This is a genomic window from Xanthomonas sp. DAR33341 (assembly GCF_003992815.1).
GTDB lineage: Bacteria > Pseudomonadota > Gammaproteobacteria > Xanthomonadales > Xanthomonadaceae > Xanthomonas > Xanthomonas cissicola.
In genome coordinates this window covers 57,499-73,962 of sequence record NZ_QEYV01000012.1, presented here as the reverse complement: position 1 = coordinate 73,962, position 16,464 = coordinate 57,499, and the positions used below count along the sequence as shown (strand labels likewise).

Annotated in this window: 20 protein-coding genes and 1 pseudogene; 11 read left to right on the top strand and 10 right to left on the bottom strand. The window is 62.8% G+C overall.

Annotation, left to right across the window (positions count from 1 at the left end; translation table 11 throughout):
- Nucleotides 1-50 precede the first annotated feature (50 nt).
- Genes sctT through EO156_RS02305 form a run of 8 tightly spaced genes read right to left on the bottom strand, consistent with a single transcriptional unit; the run spans nucleotide 51 to nucleotide 5,665 of the window.
- Nucleotides 51-881, bottom strand: a complete 831-nt coding sequence (gene sctT / locus EO156_RS02340; protein WP_003485764.1) for a type III secretion system export apparatus subunit SctT — start codon at nucleotides 879-881, stop codon at nucleotides 51-53.
- Entirely contained in the window at nucleotides 878-1,387 is a 510-nt protein-coding gene (locus EO156_RS02335) for a type III secretion protein HrpB7 (protein WP_016851245.1), read from the bottom strand. The genes sctT and EO156_RS02335 overlap by 4 nt, the downstream gene beginning before the upstream one ends.
- Nucleotides 1,380-2,708, bottom strand: coding sequence for a type III secretion system ATPase SctN (gene sctN, locus EO156_RS02330; RefSeq protein ID WP_016851244.1), 1,329 nt, complete (start codon nucleotides 2,706-2,708; stop codon nucleotides 1,380-1,382). The genes EO156_RS02335 and sctN overlap by 8 nt, the downstream gene beginning before the upstream one ends.
- Nucleotides 2,698-3,399 carry a type III secretion system stator protein SctL gene (gene sctL, locus EO156_RS02325; RefSeq protein WP_003485757.1) on the bottom strand — a complete coding sequence of 234 codons (702 nt, stop codon included), beginning with the start codon at nucleotides 3,397-3,399 and terminating at the stop codon, nucleotides 2,698-2,700. Before sctL ends, sctN begins: the two co-directional genes overlap by 11 nt.
- Entirely contained in the window at nucleotides 3,384-4,013 is a 630-nt protein-coding gene (locus EO156_RS02320; RefSeq protein ID WP_005928355.1) for a type III secretion protein HrpB4, read from the bottom strand. The genes sctL and EO156_RS02320 overlap by 16 nt, the downstream gene beginning before the upstream one ends.
- A 7-nt stretch (nucleotides 4,014-4,020) precedes the next feature.
- Entirely contained in the window at nucleotides 4,021-4,782 is a 762-nt protein-coding gene (gene sctJ, locus EO156_RS02315; protein ID WP_003485754.1) for a type III secretion inner membrane ring lipoprotein SctJ, read from the bottom strand.
- Nucleotide 4,783: 1 nt separating this feature from the next.
- Entirely contained in the window at nucleotides 4,784-5,176 is a 393-nt protein-coding gene (locus tag EO156_RS02310; RefSeq protein ID WP_005912701.1) for a type III secretion protein HrpB2, read from the bottom strand.
- A gap of 33 nt (nucleotides 5,177-5,209) precedes the next feature.
- Nucleotides 5,210-5,665: an HrpB1 family type III secretion system apparatus protein gene (locus tag EO156_RS02305; RefSeq protein ID WP_011050297.1), complete on the bottom strand. Its 456-nt coding sequence runs from the start codon at nucleotides 5,663-5,665 to the stop codon at nucleotides 5,210-5,212.
- 213 nt (nucleotides 5,666-5,878) lie between these two features.
- Here EO156_RS02305 and sctU point away from each other — a divergent pair, with 213 nt between their 5' ends.
- The 11 genes from sctU (at nucleotide 5,879) to EO156_RS02250 (ending at nucleotide 14,347) form a co-directional block, all read left to right on the top strand.
- On the top strand, nucleotides 5,879-6,952 hold the full coding sequence (gene sctU, locus EO156_RS02300) for a type III secretion system export apparatus subunit SctU (RefSeq protein WP_003485748.1): 1,074 nt from the start codon (nucleotides 5,879-5,881) through the stop codon (nucleotides 6,950-6,952).
- Nucleotides 6,946-8,883 (top strand): FHIPEP family type III secretion protein, encoded by a 1,938-nt coding sequence (locus EO156_RS02295; protein WP_005920047.1) that lies wholly within the window; start codon nucleotides 6,946-6,948, stop codon nucleotides 8,881-8,883. Before sctU ends, EO156_RS02295 begins: the two co-directional genes overlap by 7 nt.
- A complete protein-coding gene (gene sctP, locus EO156_RS02290) occupies nucleotides 8,883-9,521 on the top strand; it encodes a type III secretion system protein SctP (RefSeq protein ID WP_016851243.1) in 639 nt (212 codons plus the stop codon). The genes EO156_RS02295 and sctP overlap by 1 nt, the downstream gene beginning before the upstream one ends.
- Nucleotides 9,522-9,613: 92 nt before the next feature.
- The gene (gene sctQ / locus EO156_RS02285; RefSeq protein ID WP_029827890.1) at nucleotides 9,614-10,567 is read left to right on the top strand and encodes a type III secretion system cytoplasmic ring protein SctQ; all 954 of its coding nucleotides are present in this window, start codon (nucleotides 9,614-9,616) and stop codon (nucleotides 10,565-10,567) included.
- Complete coding sequence (gene sctR / locus EO156_RS02280; RefSeq protein ID WP_003485742.1) at nucleotides 10,554-11,198, top strand: type III secretion system export apparatus subunit SctR; 645 nt, start codon at nucleotides 10,554-10,556, stop codon at nucleotides 11,196-11,198. The genes sctQ and sctR overlap by 14 nt, the downstream gene beginning before the upstream one ends.
- Before the next feature lie 4 nt (nucleotides 11,199-11,202).
- Entirely contained in the window at nucleotides 11,203-11,463 is a 261-nt protein-coding gene (sctS, locus tag EO156_RS02275; RefSeq protein WP_002802878.1) for a type III secretion system export apparatus subunit SctS, read from the top strand.
- Nucleotides 11,460-12,275 carry a hypothetical protein gene (locus EO156_RS02270; RefSeq protein WP_016850037.1) on the top strand — a complete coding sequence of 272 codons (816 nt, stop codon included), beginning with the start codon at nucleotides 11,460-11,462 and terminating at the stop codon, nucleotides 12,273-12,275. Before sctS ends, EO156_RS02270 begins: the two co-directional genes overlap by 4 nt.
- Nucleotides 12,272-13,210, top strand: a complete 939-nt coding sequence (hrpD5, locus tag EO156_RS02265) for an HrpD5 family protein (protein ID WP_016850038.1) — start codon at nucleotides 12,272-12,274, stop codon at nucleotides 13,208-13,210. Before EO156_RS02270 ends, hrpD5 begins: the two co-directional genes overlap by 4 nt.
- A gap of 9 nt (nucleotides 13,211-13,219) precedes the next feature.
- Complete coding sequence (gene hrpD6, locus EO156_RS02260) at nucleotides 13,220-13,462, top strand: HrpD6 family protein (RefSeq protein WP_016850039.1); 243 nt, start codon at nucleotides 13,220-13,222, stop codon at nucleotides 13,460-13,462.
- 78 nt (nucleotides 13,463-13,540) lie between these two features.
- Entirely contained in the window at nucleotides 13,541-13,822 is a 282-nt protein-coding gene (gene hrpE / locus EO156_RS02255; RefSeq protein WP_016850040.1) for an HrpE family protein, read from the top strand.
- Nucleotides 13,823-13,876: 54 nt separating this feature from the next.
- On the top strand, nucleotides 13,877-14,347 hold the full coding sequence (locus EO156_RS02250; RefSeq protein WP_005912720.1) for a CesT family type III secretion system chaperone: 471 nt from the start codon (nucleotides 13,877-13,879) through the stop codon (nucleotides 14,345-14,347).
- 600 nt (nucleotides 14,348-14,947) lie between these two features.
- On the opposite strand, the pseudogene EO156_RS02245 reads toward EO156_RS02250, so the two are convergent.
- Together EO156_RS02245 and EO156_RS02240 are read right to left on the bottom strand one after the other, a co-directional pair.
- A pseudogene (locus EO156_RS02245) lies at nucleotides 14,948-15,931 on the bottom strand (hypothetical protein); the annotation flags it as partial.
- The gene (locus EO156_RS02240; protein ID WP_078585782.1) at nucleotides 15,889-16,083 is read right to left on the bottom strand and encodes an HpaI protein; all 195 of its coding nucleotides are present in this window, start codon (nucleotides 16,081-16,083) and stop codon (nucleotides 15,889-15,891) included. The gene EO156_RS02240 and the pseudogene EO156_RS02245, both read right to left, overlap by 43 nt.
- Between the last annotated feature and the right edge of the window lie 381 nt (nucleotides 16,084-16,464).

Below are 16,464 nucleotides of genomic sequence, written 5' to 3'. Positions count from 1 at the left end.
CGGTAGCGATCAGTGTAGGAAGTGCAAAGCCGGGAATGTCTCAATAAAGATCAGTGCGACGCGGCTCTCTTGCCACCCACGTTGGCGGCATCGTGCAATTGCTGCTGGAAATGCAGGAAACCAAGCGCTTCGCCGAATTGCGCGATGAAGACGCTGGTCAGCAAGGCGAGCAGCAACAACGCCAGCACCCCACGGATTGGCTGACTCAAATTCGACGGTTCGAGCTTGTCGGCCGCACGCGCCACCAGGCCGATCGCTAGATCCACCAGCACAAGCACCAGCATCACCGGTGCGGACAGTTTGACGACCGCGGCCATCATGCTGTCGGATTGCTGGATCACGAACGATTCGGCAACCGCCCCCATGTTCGGCCCAAGCTGGGTCAGCGGCCACCAGCGAAACGATTCGAACAACGCGCCGAGCAACATCAACATGCCGCCCAGCGCGTAGAACGACACGATGGCCAGTTGCAGCAGCACCGTGGACACCGGCGTGCTTTGCTGGCCGCTGAGCGGGTTGGTCATCTGCACATTGTTGTAACCGGCAAGGTCGTCGATCAGCAGGCCAACGCTCTCGGCGATCCAGAACACCGTCGATGCGGCAAACCCGATCAGCAGACCGATGAACGCCTCCTTGAACACCACACCGACCAGGCCGACCGTCTGGATCTTCGCCAGCGCATCGGCCGGCTGCCCATAGGCGATGAACGAGCTCAGGACGTAGATCACGCCGTTGCGCGCGATTCCGGGCAGACTGTCCTGCGCCGTTGCCGGTAGCACGATGAACATCACGAACACGCGCACCCCGCACAATGCCAGCAGGGTCAACAGCGACACGCCCTGCGAGGAAATGGCCAGCAAGGCATCGGTGGCGTCGTTCATGGCGCGCCCCGCTGCGCGGTGCGGTGCGAACGCAGCGCGACCAGCGCCTCGATCGCGTCTTCTTCTTCCGCTGCCTCGCGTTGCGCCTGTCGGGCGCGGCGTGCACTGGCGGCTTTGTCTGCATACACCTGCGCCTGTGCCTGCAGCTTGCTCAGCGCCTGCTGCACGGACCCCAGTTCATCGCGGGCGCTTTGCAACGACTGGCTCGCCGCTGTCTGCGCCTGCTCGGCAGCGCGACAGGCCTCGACCAGCACGGTGCGGAAGCGTTCATGCTGCAGGATCGTGTCGATATCGATCGAACCACCCACACCGGCCTTGTCCATCAGCGCGGCGTCGCAACTGGCCAAGCGCGTGGTGCAGGCCTCTGCCTCCTGTCTGCACCTGGCGAGCTCACGGTCGCAGTGTTCCAATGCACGCCTGCAATCGCTCAAACGTTCCTGCATGCGCTCGCAGCGACGCGCCTTGAGCTGATGCAGCACCGACCAGGTGTGGGCAGGCTCACGCATCGTCGGTCACGCTGGCCAGCTGCTCCAGCGTACTTTCGTACGCACTGAGCTGGTCGGTCGGTTGGCTGAGAAAGTCGCGGATCGCATCGATCCTGTCGATCGCTTCGTCGGCAACGGCATCGCTTCCCTGACGGTATTCGCCCACCTGCACCAGGGTTTCCACCTCGTTGTACTTGGCGAGCAGGCGCCGCAACCGGCCGGCGGCCTGGGAGTGGTCCGATGGGACGATCTGGCTCATCACCCGGCTCAGGCTGGCCAACACGTCGATTGCCGGGTACTGGTTCTTGGCCGCGATCTCGCGGGAGAGAATCAGGTGCCCATCGAGGATGCCGCGCACTTCTTCGGCGATCGGGTCGCTGCCGGTGTCGTCCTCGGCCAGGACGGTGTAGAACGCGGTGATCGACCCGCTCTCGCCCATGCCCGCGCGTTCGAGCAGGCGCGGCAACTCGGCGAACACCGATGGCGGAAAGCCCCTGCGCGTGGGGGGCTCGCCGGCGGCCAGACCGATCTCGCGTTGCGCGCGGGCAAAGCGCGTCAGCGAGTCCATCATCAGCAGAACGCGCAGGCCCCGATCCCGGAAATACTCGGCGATGGCGGTGCCGACGTAAGCGGCCTTCGCGCGCTCGATCGACGAGCGATCGGAGGTTGCGCACACCACGACGCTGCGCGCCAGCCCATCGGCGCCAAGAATGAGCTCGATGAACTCCCGCACCTCGCGTCCGCGCTCGCCGATCAGCACGATCACGTTGACATCGCACTGGGTACCGCGCGCGAACATTCCCATCAAGGTGCTCTTGCCGACGCCTGCTGCGGCGAAGATGCCCATGCGTTGGCCCTCGCCCAGCGTCATCAGGCCATCCACGATCCGCACGCCGGTCGGCATGGGTTGTTCAATCAGCCGCCGACGCATCGGGTCCGGTGCCTGCGCCTGGATCGGTACCCAGGTGTCGCAGGCGATTGCTCCTTGCCCGTCCGACGGCTCGCCCAGGCCGTCGAGCACGCGCCCCAGCAAGGCCGGTCCAACAGGCACCGCCAACGGGCGCCCCAATCCGATCACGCGCGTCTCGCGCGACAGCCCGACCAGCTCCCCGAACGGCGCCAGCAATGCGAGATCGCGGCTGAAGCCCACCACTTCGGCACGCTGCAACAAGGTGCCATCGCGTTGGCGCAACTCGCAGACCTCGCCCAGGCTGACCTGCACGCCGGCCACCTTGAGCATGGTGCCGACGAGTTCGACCACCTTGCCATAGCGACGACCGAGCGCGAGCGTGGCCAGCTCGCGCTCGAGCGCTGTCTCCAGCAGGGGCATCTCAGCCAGCATCCACGGGCTCCTGGGGTGCGGCCAACACGCGGCGAATGACGCGCCGCAGACTGCGCAGCTGGTCGCGCAGATCGGTCTCGAACACTCCCGTATCCCACTCGCACACGCAGGCGCCCACGGCCAGATCGGCATCGCCGCACAGCTCTACCTGCAGGGTCCAGCCCGCCTCGGTGGCGGTCGCGTCGAAGGCGCGCCGCGCAGCGTCCACCGCGTCGGGGTGCACGCTCACGCGCAGGGCCTTGGCCTCGTCCAGGGCACCTTCCAAGGCCTGCGCCGCACGCGCATACAGCGCCGCAGGGTCGTGTCCGAGGATGATGTGCTCGCAGGTGCGCGCGACAATCTCAGCCAGGCGCTCGCGTGCCCGCTGCGCGGCCGTGTCGGCGGCAAAGGCATGGCGCAGGCCGGATTCGTTCCACTCATCAAGCTGACGTCGCAGCCCGGTTGCATATCCCAGGCGTGCGCTGCGCTCGGCCTTTTGGCGCGCATCGTGAAGGATCGCCTCGGCCTGCTGTTGAGCCTCGTCGATCAGCGTCTGTGCACGTGTCTGCGCCTGGCTCAGGGCCTGCTCGCAGCGTGCGTGCACCTCGGCAGTGGCAGCATCCAGCGCCAGCACCGAGGCCAGCGCCTCGCGCGGAATGACATCGCAATCCAGGCCTATGGCATCGGGCGTTGACCTCAACCAGAGACGCATGACGCCTCCGGCATCAGGGTAGGAAGCGCGGCCAGGAATGCATCGCTCGCACCGTCTGCTGCGAGAGCCGCCACCTGCGCGGCGCCCAGGGGCAAGGACAGCGCCAGCAGCTTGGCAACAACCGGGTTGGGCCAGACGCCATCTGCCTGCATCCGACGCCAACCGTCGCCGACCCACGCCGCTTGATCGGCATCGCGCGGTAACAGCGGCACAGGTAGGCCGGCGGACGCGTTCTGGCGCACGTGCTCAAGCACGGCAGGACCCACGCACTGTTCGAGCCAGTCCAGACGCTCGCGCTCGATACAACGACGCACTGCCAACCCGCGCGAGAACAGCGCACGCGCGATCAGGACCTTGGCCAATAGCGCGGGCATCAGGACGGCGAGTTGGTTCGCATGCAGGCCGAGCGCAGACGGCGACAATCCCGACCATCCCGACCACGCCTGGATCACCCGCATACGACGGTAGACGGGCGCCGCTGCCCAGCCCGACGCCGCCACCGGGCCAAGCCAATGCGCCACCCGTGCGGCGTCCAACGATTCGGCCAGGTGCGCCAACGCGTCCGTCCAGCGCTGAACACATCGTGCCGCATTGTCGATCCGCGTGTTGTCCATCCCGCGCTCACCCAGCTTTGCCTTTCGTCAACTCGCGCAGGCGCTGCCAGCCACCCCAACGGCCCGCCTGCGGGTTTGGCCACCAATACAGCGCCGCTGCAACCGCCAGACACAGCGCCAACGCACACCCGGCCAACCACGGCCACGGTGAAGGTCTCGGCGGTGCCGATGCGGTGAACTGCGCATCGCTCTCCGCTCCGCCCGGCACCAGCGTGACGCTGACGTTCTCGTAGGTGAGTCCCTCCACGCTGTGCATGACCAACGTCTTGATGTTGGGCACCAGACTGGTCAAATCGCTACCGACGCGGAACTTGATGAACACCGCAGCGCTGGAAGGCTTTACCGAGGTGGAAAGCGGGTCGTTGTTGGGCAGCACGATTTCCACATCGGCCGAAATGACCCCATCGATATTCGACAAGGTCTGCGACAGCTGCTGGGACACGCCATAGATGAAACGTACGCGTTCTTCGGTGGGTGTCGAGATCAAGCCATCCTTCTTGAACATCTCGCCGAGATTGGCGTGCCGCTCATGCGGCAACCCGTGCGCGCGTAGCACCTCCAGCGAATAGGACACCTGATCGTGCGGTGCGTTTATCGCCCAGGTCTTGCCGTCGTCTGGCGTGACTTTGGACGCGTCCACGCCCGCATGCAGCAGCACCTCGAGCATGTCGTTCGCATCGTTTTCGGTGAGCCCGGAATACAGCTGCTGACTGCACGCAGACAGCAGCAGCGCCACCAGCAGCACCACCAGGTATCTCAGCGCGCGCATGCTATTGGTTCTTGACCAGTGTCTGCACGGCGTTCTTTCCCGATTGCGCCACGCCGACGCTGACATTGAGGTTGAAGCCGACCATGGTCAGCTCGTGCATCAACTTGATCTGCTGCGCTGCCATTTCCTGCAGCCCCATGGTCGGTGCCTGCATGCTGAAGGCATCGATATGCTCGGCGATGGTCCGCACGCCATCGTTCTGCACATCGACCACGCGGCTCATCATGCTCGGGTTGCCCACCCGCTGCATGGCGGGCGGCAAGGGGCTAGAGGACTGCATCAGCGCTTGAAAGCGATTCACAAGCGCTTGGTTGGGCGCTGCCACCGGCGACAGCGCTTGAGTGGAGGTAATACTGGTGCCGGCAATCGCTTGGACAGGAGGAATGAGCGTCATTGCATACTCCTATGGGGTCGGGACTGGCGTCACTCAGGCACGCAGGTATTGCGAATTTGGAACTTCCATCGGTGCTGAGGATTCGACCGGCACTTCCGCCGGCGCAGCCGTTGGGGTTCGTCGTCCGGACAGCGCCTTGACCAGGGCCACCGCGTCGGCATCGGCGTCTTCTTCGATCAGCCCGTCCGCGACGCCATGCCACGACTGGTCGCCCATCGCGAACAGGCAGCAGGCGTACAAGGCCCTGCACAGCGGCTTGGAGCCGGCGTCGCCTTCCAGTTCGCGCAGCAGGCGCGCGCCTTCCACGTAATTACCGCGCTTGATGGAAATCCATGCATCGAACGTGTCCAGCGCCTTCAGCTCTGGCCGCAGTACTCGGACTGCGGCCAGGACCGCGGCAGCGTCCTGAATCTTGTCATGGGTGAGTCCGACCGTGATCAGTTCGATGAGCCCACTCACGACCGACCCGGGACATTGAATCTTCTCCACACTGCACCTCGTTCTAATGACATGCGGACCGTACACGTTGAGAAAGCTACGCTCGCCACGCGGGCCGGAGCCTTTCGGAAGCGAATATCGGAATTCGCTGGCGAACAAACCATTCCGGCTTCGCCAGGCTACCCACACATTCGCCTGTCAAGCGGATCGTTCCACCACAGCTCACCACAATCGGGGGCGCAGCGATCGCGGAAGGAGAGGGCAATGTCGGAAGAAAAAACCGAGAAGCCGACCGAGAAGAAACTGCGGGATGCGCGCAGGGACGGGGAAGTTCCGGTCAGCCCGGACGTCACTGCAGCCGCGGTGCTTTTTGGCGCGCTAATGGTCATGAAATCGGCCGGCGACTACTTCTCCGACCACATGCGCGCATTGATGACGATCGGCTTCGATTTCCCGGAAAATACACGCGATGCAACGGCAATAAACCGCGCACTCGGCCATATCGGTATCCAGGGATTGCTGTTGATGCTCCCCTTGCTGGTTGCTTGCCTGGTGGCTGGCGTGGCAGGCGGTGCTTTCCAGACCGGCCTGAATGCCTCGCTCAAGCCGGTGGCGCCCAAATTCGATTCCCTCAATCCCGCAACCGGGGTCAAGAAACTCTTCTCGTTGCGAAGCCTCATCAATCTACTGAAGTTGATCATCAAGGCCATCTTGATTGGCGTGGTGCTGTGGGCCGGTATCCGCATCCTCATGCCGATGATCATTGGCCTTGCCTACCAGACACCACCTGACATTGCCCAGATTGCCTGGCGGACGCTGGGGATGCTATTCGCATTGGGCGTGCTGCTGTTCGTACTGGTCGGCGCCGCAGACTGGAGCGTGCAGCACTGGCTGTTCATCCGCGACAAACGAATGAGCAAGGACGAGCAGAAGCGCGAAGTCAAGGAGAGCGAGGGCGACCCGGAAATCAAGGGCAAGCGCAAGGAATTTGCCAAGGAGATGGTGTTTGGCGACCCGCGCGAACGCGTCGCCAAGGCCAAGGTGATGGTGGTCAACCCGACCCATTACGCGGTGGCACTGGCCTACGAGCCCGATGACTTCGGCCTACCGCAGGTCGTGGCCAAGGGCGTGGACGACGGCGCGCTGGAGCTGCGCGCCTTCGCGCATAACCAGGGCATTCCGATCGTTGCCAATCCGCCACTGGCACGTGCGCTGTATCAGGTTGAATTGGGCGACGCAGTGCCCGAACCACTGTTCGAAACGGTTGCAGTGGTGTTGCGCTGGGTCGATGAACTCGGTCGCGACCACAGCGACGGCGATGGAGCTCTGCCATGCTAGGAGATCGCGTGCGAGCGACAAGGTATTTCGCTTACAGCGGCGAAGTCGCCATCGCCGCCTTGGTGGTGGCGGTCATCGGGCTGATGATCCTGCCGCTGCCAACGCCGCTGATCGATACGCTGCTGGGCATCAACATCACCCTGAGCGTGGTGCTGTTGATGGTCACGATGTATGTGCCCGACTCGATCTCGCTCTCGTCGTTTCCTTCCCTGCTGCTGTTCACCACACTGCTGCGGTTATCCTTGAATATCGCCTCGACGAAGTCGATTCTGCTGCACGCCGAGGCGGGCCATATTATCGAGAGCTTTGGCGAGTTGGTGGTCGGCGGCAATCTGGTGGTAGGCCTGGTCGTTTTCTTGATCATCACCACCGTGCAGTTCATCGTGATCGCAAAGGGCTCCGAACGCGTTGCCGAGGTCGGTGCACGCTTCACGTTGGACGCAATGCCCGGTAAGCAGATGAGTATCGATGCCGACCTGCGCGGCGGCAACCTGACCGCAGATGAAGCACGCCGCAAACGCGCGCGGCTGGCCATGGAAAGCCAACTGCACGGCGGCATGGACGGCGCCATGAAATTCGTCAAGGGTGATGCGATCGCCGGCCTGGTAATTACCATGGTCAACATCCTGGCCGGCATCGTGGTCGGCGTGACGTACCACGGCATGACCGCGGGCGAAGCGGCCAACCGCTTTGCGATCCTGTCGGTGGGCGATGCCATGGTGTCGCAGATTGCCTCACTGCTGATATCGGTGGCTGCCGGCGTCATGATCACCCGCGTGGCCAACGAGAACGAGACAAGGCTCAGCTCGCTCGGGCTCGATATCGGCCGTCAGCTCACCAGCAATGCGCGCGCCCTGATGGCAGCGAGCGTGCTGCTGGCCTGCTTTGCGTTCGTCCCTGGATTCCCGGCCGTGCTGTTCCTGCTGCTGGCAGCGGCCGTCGGCGCCGGCGGCTATACGATCTGGCGCAAGCAACGCGATATCAGCGGCACCGATCAGCGCAAACTGCCTTCGACGAGCCGTAAAGGCGCCAAGGGCGAGGCGCCACATATTCGCAAAAACGCCCCTGATTTCGCCTCACCCCTGTCGATGCGTCTGTCGCCGCAGCTGGCCAATCTGCTCGACCCCGCGCGGCTTGATCAGGCGATCGAAAGCGAGCGCCGCAAGTTGGTCGAGTTGCTGGGCTTGCCGTTTCCCGGAATCGCGATATGGCAGAGCGAGTCCCTGCAGGACATGCAATACGAGGTGTTGATTCACGATGTCCCCGAGACACGCGCCGAATTGGGGGACACCGACGACATGCAAGCGGCGCTGGCCCGCCAGGCCATCGCACCCCTGCACGCGCGCGCGCACCTGTTCGTCGGCATCCAGGAAACCCAGTGGATGCTGGAGCAGGTGGCTGTGGACTATCCCGGGCTGGTTGCGGAGGTCAACAAGGCGATGCCCGCACAACGCATTGCCGATGTGTTGCGGCGTCTGCTGGAAGAAAGGATTCCGGTGCGCAATATCAAGAGCATTCTGGAGAGTCTGGTGGTATGGGGTCCGAAGGAAAAGGACCTTCTGATGTTGACCGAATATGTGCGCTGCGATCTCAGCCGTTATCTTGCGCATACCGCAACCGCAGGCACCGGGCAGCTGCCTGCGGTGATGCTCGACCATGCTGTGGAACAACTGATCAGGCAATCCATTCGCGCGACCGCGGCCGGCAATTTCCTGGCCCTTCCGCCCGAGCAGGCGAACCAGCTTGTCGAACAGGTGGAACGCATCGTGGGCGACCAGGCGCAGCATCCGCTGGCGGTGGTCGCATCGATGGACGTACGCCGCTATGTGCGCCGCATGATCGAAGCACGGCTGACGTGGCTGCAGGTTTATTCGTTCCAGGAACTGGGTTCGGAGGTGCAGTTACAGCCGATCGGCAGGGTGGTGGTGTGATGCGCAAGCCGCCCCTCCGTCATGTGCGCATCCTGCCGGTCAGCGGCGCACTGCAGCGGCCGGCGGCTCCTGCCACGCCGGCCCGGTCGGCGCAGCGCTCCAGCTTCCTGCAACTGCGCCAGCGACTGCGCAGCGCGCAGCTCGCGCTTCCCTGCATGCTGTTGCCGCCGCAGTGCGACGAGGATCGACCGGAGCCCGATGCCGAGGACAGGTTCACCGAAGCCCATGACGGCGCGCCCGCAACAACGGACCCGGCATTACCTGTCGATGGCACGAAATACCAAGAGCCACTCCAAGGCACCGACAATGGCGCGGTTGGGCGACATATCGCCACCGAGTGGATACGCACGCAGCGCGCCCAGATGGCGATCGACCACATCGCGCTGCGGGTGGCCGAGTTCTGCAACGCCACGCCAGTGCGCAGCGCAGGGAGCTGGGAAGCCTGGCTGGATATCGATCAAGGGCTCGTCGCACAGACGACGTTGTTTTTGCGGCTTTCGCCGGACCAGCTATCGCTTCGCTTCAATACCAGTTCGCCGGACGCGCGCGAGGTACTTTGGTGCGGAAGGCAGCGTCTGGAGGCTGCACTGAACTCCACGCTGAGTAGCACGCTCCAGATCAGCATCGAGGTTGTCTAACGCGGCACTGGCGACAGAAAGCCATTTGGAGGAACTCCATCTTGCTAACCGAGCAGAGCCAGGCTCCACCGGCACGTGCACTCTCTCAGGCGTTGAGGCGCGTTGCGCCCGAGCGCGCACAGCTGAGCAGGGTGTTCGGCGATCCACGCGCGGCATGCCAATGCGGCTTTGCGACGCACTGCCGTCGCATCCCACCCGATGAGGCGGCCCGCCTGCGCCTGCAGTTGGACACCGGCCAGATGGATGTGCGGATTGCCGCGCGCGACGGCCTGGCGCTGCTACTGAACGAGGACGACCACGCACTCCGCGTTTCGATCGCGGGGATATTACTGGCCGATCGCCTCGGCGCTCTTGCGCCGCTGGGCTTGGGCGCTGCCGAGGTCATCGCCTTCGAGCGCGATGCAGAGCCAGACGACTGCCACGGCATCGGCATCACACTGGGCGATCTCGATGCGATTGCGCTGACGGCAAGCGCCCCCCTGCTGGCCACGCTGCGGACCGCAGTTGCCGCCTTGGCGGCGCCCGCGCCACTGCCAGTCTGGCTGGCCGCACTGCGCGTCAACACGCGCCTGCGCATCGGCGAGCGCACCGCATCGGCGGCGCTGCTGCAGTCGCTGCGGCCTGGCGATGTCTTGCTGCATTGCACGGCCTCGGCTGCGGCCACCAGCGGCGAGGTGCTCTGGGGTATCGCCGGGGGCGCGGTCTTGCGCGCTCCGGTACGCCTGAACCTGCAACAGATGATTTTGGAGGCCACCCCCACCATGCAGCACGATACGTTTGAGCCCGAAGTCGCACAGTCCGCCAGCAACGTTGCGGAACTGGAACTGCCGGTGCAGCTGGAAGTGGACCAACTTGCGCTGTCTCTATCGACGTTGTCGGGTTTGCAGCCCGGGCAGATCCTGGAGTTGTCGGTGCCGGTGGATCAAGCCGACATCCGCCTGGTCGTTTACGGCCAGACCATCGGCATCGGCAGGTTAGTGACAGTGGGCGAACATCTTGGCGTGCAGATCCTCAGCATGTCGGAGAGCACGCATGCAGATGCCTGACGTTGGCTCGCTGCTGCTGGTGGTCATCATGCTGGGCCTGCTGCCCTTCGCAGCGATGGTGGTCACCTCCTACACCAAGATCGTGGTGGTGCTCGGTCTGCTGCGCAATGCGATCGGGGTACAGCAGGTGCCGCCGAACATGGTCCTCAATGGCGTTGCGTTGCTGGTGTCGTGCTTTGTGATGGCACCGGTGGGTATGGAGGCGTTCAAGGCCGCGCAGAACTACGGTGCCGGGTCCGATAACAGCCGTGTGGTGGTCCTGCTCGACGCCTGCCGGGAGCCGTTTCGGCAATTCCTCCTCAAACACACACGGGAACGCGAAAAGGCCTTTTTCATGCGTTCAGCACAACAGATCTGGCCCAAGGACAAGGCCGCCACGCTCAAGTCGGACGACCTGCTTGTCTTGGCGCCGGCCTTCACGCTCAGCGAATTGACCGAAGCCTTCCGCATCGGCTTTCTGTTGTATCTGGTGTTTATCGTCATCGACCTGGTGGTGGCCAACGCCCTGATGGCGATGGGCCTTTCGCAGGTCACCCCGACCAATGTGGCGATCCCATTCAAGCTGCTGCTGTTTGTCGCAATGGATGGCTGGTCAATGCTGATTCATGGCCTGGTTCTGAGCTATCGGTGATGCCATGGACCACGACGATCTAGTGCGATTTACCTCCGAAGCGTTGCTGCTCTGCCTCAAGGTCTCCTTGCCGGTGGTTGGTGTCGCTGCGCTGGCCGGGCTGCTGATCGCCTTCATCCAGGCGGTGATGTCGCTGCAGGACGCATCGATTTCGTTCGCGCTCAAGCTGGTGGTGGTGGTGGCCGCCATTGCGGTGACGGCGCCGTGGGGCGCGTCGGCGATCATGCAGTTCGGCCAGGCATTGATGCAGGCGGCGTTCCCATGATCCGTCGCATTTCTCCCGGCACCTTGCCGCCCTCGGTTTCGACCGAGCATGGTACCTCGCATCACCATGCGAACTCCGCAGGCACTGGCGCAGCTTCGCCTACCGACGCTGCAACACACATACCGCGCCTGCGTCCTGCGCCACCGCGCAGGCGACGACGCGGCGTCCGTTCGCTGGACGGCCAGGAAGATGAGCTCGATGCCACCGAGCAGGAAGAGAACGAAGCCAAGCGCGAGTGCATACTGCGCGGGCGGGTGAGCGTGGCCGTCGCTGCGGCCCAAGGGCGTGAGCAGGGCCAGGGCGATCAGCACGGCAGTGGCCGCGACGCGCATGCCGACGATCCGCAGACAGGACCGTGGCAAGCTGGCGCGCCAGCGGCTTTGAGCGACGGCGTCGATGCACGCATCGACGGAATTCTCGATCGCTATGTGATGACCCGCGACGCCGACCCAATGGTCAGGCGACACGCGCTTGCCGCTGCGCTTGTCGAGTTGCGCGCCATCGGCGTTTCGCATCCTGCCATCGCCTCGTTGACCACGACGGTGTGGAGGTTGATGCGCGAGCATTTTCGCTCGTCCGGCAGCGCCACCACAACAGAAAACCTGCAGGCTTTACGGAAACGTTTGATGGAGCTGATGCCGTCAGAGTTGGAACCGGTGCCGGCGCTACGCAATTTTCACCTATTGCTTCCACTGATACTGCTGAATGCGGAAAAGCCGCGCAGGCAGGTCGATCGTACACACGCCGTCACACGTCTGAACACACTACTGATTGAGCTACCACAACAGGCGGCTCAGGAGGTTCGCCCATGACTATGCAGCTTCGCGTACTGACAGGAACCCATGCAGGCGCACGATTAGATTTGGCACAAGGTCGTTACACCCTGGGGAGCGATCCCCAAACCGATATCCGAATAGACGATTGGCCTGGTTGCTCACTCATTATCGAGGTAGACCAAGATGGTCAGATCCGCTATAGCAGCGACACGGTGCCAGAAACGTCCTTTGTTGCGTTTCAGCCAGTTCGCTTCGGTCCCCTGGTGCTGTGTATTGGCGATGCTGGTGCCGATTGGCCAGACGATGTGGCGCTGCTGGAGCAGCTGCTTTCCCCAGCCCCCACGCCGGCGCCGCGCACGTCCAGGCGCAAAGTCTTGCGTACTGCGGTGGGTGCCATGCTAGCGCTTTGTGCAGCAGCGTTGATCCCCTCGTTGCAACCCGCATTTCTATCCAATGCCGCCACCGGGCAACGTCCAGAAAATGCTGTCAATCAGGCCAAAGCCTTGTTGAAACAGCTCGGTTTTCGCGAAGCGCACGCTGAACGCGTCGGCACGCGCGTGCTGATCGAGGGGCTGGTCCCCAGCAGCGCCGATGCTGCCCGCTTGCGCACGCAGGTGCATCGTTACGATCCAGGCGTTGCCGTCAATGTGGCCGTGGTGGACGAAGTACTGGCGACGCTGCGCGACACCCTGGCCGATCCCGCGCTCAACGTCCGTTACAACGGCAATGGCGTTTTCTCGGTTTCCGGCAGCAGCGACAATGCCGAACGTGCAAGCCGCCGCATTGCCGATGTGCGTAGCGACCTGGGCCCTGAAGTGCGTTCGTTACACGTGGAGATCAGCCAGCAAGACCCGTCCGTGAAACCACCGGAAAACTACGACGCGGCATTGCTCGCCGACGGCCTGCATTATGTCGAAACACCGGACGGTACCAAACACATGACATCCCTGCCGCAGCAGGCGGCGCAATGAGAGTCCACTATGTTCGATGCCATGACCGATACGGTCACCCAAGATATGAGCAAGATTTTGCAGACCAAGGCGGCGGATCCTTCTGGCGAGCGGCTGCGCAACCTTGAGGCAGCGCTCGATGCCACCGCGCAACAGATTCGCGTGCGCTGGTCTGCGGCGAGCGACCAGACCTCACGCAACGACTTCAATGCCATGCATGACGGGATTACTGCAGCACGCAACATCGTCGCGCACATCGCCGGCACGTCGTAAATCGATTTCTTGGTCGCTTCGACCAAGCACAACGCGCCAGCAGGCGCATCACTACATGCAATCCGAAGGAGGCTTGGTATGGAATTATTTCCGCAAATCAGTTCACTCAACTCGCGTTTTGAGCAGGGCATGGATGGCTACACCGGAGGTGTATCCGGTGGAATCTCTGGTGCTGATGCACTGTCGGGCGCGAACGGGCAGATGAGTTCGTTGATCAGTGACATGACCGCCTCGGACGAGGCACAGAAGTCCATGAACAACAAGATCACGATGCTCAAAAACGACCTGGACTTCAACGTGGCGCTGAACAAGTTCATCGGCAAGGCCGGCGACAACGCCAAGCAGCTCGTTGGCCAGTAATCGCCATTGGCATGCGCAGGACTTGTAGGGGGTCCTGCGCATGTACCGCCACTGATGAGCAGCGCGCGATTCGAAACCATCGTTCGACAGATGTGCGAGGCATTGGACCTACCGGATGTGCAGTCTGTGCTCAGCAGGCGTGTGCTTTGGGTAGAAGGGTTTGAGGTCTATCTCCACGAGCCGACGCCACAGCCCGACGACGAGGTGCAAGAACAGGCACTGTATCTGCGCATCTCCTACGGACTGCCACCTGCCGGACGGACATTGACGGTTTACCGACTGTTATTGGAAGCCAATCTGTCCGTGTACGCGCAAGACCAGGCACAGCTTGGACTCAATGATGCCGGCGTCATCGTCCTGATCGTGCGCGTGCCGCTGGACGATGATGTAGACGGAGCATGGATATGCGATCTGCTTGCCCACTACGCCGAGCACGGCCGTTACTGGAATAACAATATCTTCGTTGCGCACGATGAAATGTTCGAAGGAATCGCGACGGGGAACTATCTGTGGTTGCGCGCCTGATAAAGGCTGGCAACCATCTTGCCGCCAGGGCCAATCATGGCTCCAGCAACGCTGATCGGCCATGGCACGACAAACTGGCTTGGTGCGCGATCTGGACGATCTCACGACTAGCGCCCACTGAATGCTGCAATTGAGCATGTCGAGCGTGACGCGCCTGCATCTTCCCCGGCAGATACTCTGCAGGGAACCATCGCCTCTCTCTCCTGCGCCAAAACATGGGTGCGCCCGCTACCGTAGGAGCAGTGCGTGGTCGGGCAGCTCAGTCCCGCACCTGTCCTGGATCTGTGCAGTGCCAGTCGTCGCGGCGATCTTGCAGGGCAAAGACACGGCGACCTTGCTGGCGAGTTCTCTGTCCAGTTCGAGTTCCGCAGTGGCATCGATGCAGACCGAAGCGGCTGCGCAACCGGTTCACAGAGTCAGCGCCTGCCTCCGTGCACTGATCTTCCTGTCACGCTGCTTGGAGGACGAGGCGACGGTATGCTATCTCTACGGGTAGCTGTGCACCTTGCGGACGCCACCACCAGGCCACAGACGCGATGGCGAATACGTCTGTGACGGCGGTGTGCGAGGCGCACAAGGATCAACGCATTGGCTGAGCGCTCATGCTCGCCCGGTTTCCCACCGACACAGTTCCTCGCTTTCTTGCAATGCACGCTTGAGCGTTTTCAGCCGCTCATCCAGCGCTTGGGTGAGCGCGTCGCGTGGCAATGCGCTAGAGGTTTGCCTCCAATGGTCACGCAGCGCGGTGCGTACGGCCTCAGTGGTCGCAGTCGAGAGGGACTGCGTGCCGATCTCCGTGCCTAATGTCTCCAGGGCCGTACGCAATGCCCGACCGCGCGCCCCAGGCCCAGGCGCAGCAAGCGTCCCCTCCTCCATGGCACGCGTCTGGGCAGGTGTGGGTCCGGAAAGCGCGACGATCGTCTGGTCGATGGGCTCCGCCAGAGCCTCAAGCGTCTGTGCGATGGTGCGTGGATGCTCGGCTGCAAGGCGGCACGCGCGTTATCCAGTCGCGTCGCCTGAGCGGTATTGGCACCGTTCCTGACCTTGAGCGCATTCTAGAACGTATCGTTGAACAGGGTTTGGACGGCCTGCTGCAAGATAACAGGCAAGGAGTTGACTGGCTCGCCAGCGACACGGATGTGGTTCCCTCCACGCAACGGTGAGACGATCATGCGCGAGGCCCCAAGCGAGCCGAAGCTGGCAACGACATTGCTCAGCATGTGGCGGGCAAAGAGGTCACGTACCGTCTGGGAGACCGCATTGGCGCTGTTGAAACCTTGCTTTGCCAACGCCAGGGCTTCCATCCCGCTTTCCAGCAGATAACGGAGCGGAAAATGGACAGCGTCGGACCATTGTGCGGGCCGGCGTTTTGTCGGGCAGTGCCAACGAAAACAGGTTCAAGCGTTGCTCTCCGCCAAGCAGATCCGGCACGCTCATCTGGCCGGTACGCGCCCCGGCTTTGCTCGTCTCAAGCAGTGCCTTTTGCACGATGCCAGCTCCGCCAATGGCGAGCGCACTCAAGCCCAACTGGCCGACAGGCCTCAACAGACCCGCTTCACTGCCGGTCCGCCGAGCGGAATTGAACTATGGACACGGCACAGCATGCCGGCCGGCCCCAGAATGGTTTCGCCTTCGCCGAGCCGCTGCGCAAGCGCGCCCGGCAATCCGAGACATGCGCTCAGGCCGATAAAGAAAGCGGTATTCGCTGATTGCTGGTTATGCGATTCCAACGTCATCAAAGATACTCCGGAGGACATTTTCGATACCGCACTCATGCACCGACAGGTAGTGCCAATGCACCAATTGCGTGCGCCAGATTGGCTTGCGCCGCACTTCGCGCCCGAGCGAAGCACAGCGAACCACCAGCGCTGTACACGAAGTTAGGTCACCGCAAATTGGCCGACCAAAACCTGCGCCACACTTTTAGAGCGGATACGGGCGGGACAAGAGCGACCTTGATCCGGTGAATCATCCGGCCCTCTGGCTGCACATACAGGCGACGCATGGAGGTCTCGCACCCTGGCGGCCTACATGCACACAACGCATGACACAAATACTAACTATCTGCGCACATCATCAACTTCAATTTCAGCGGTCTCCATCATCATAATCAGTGC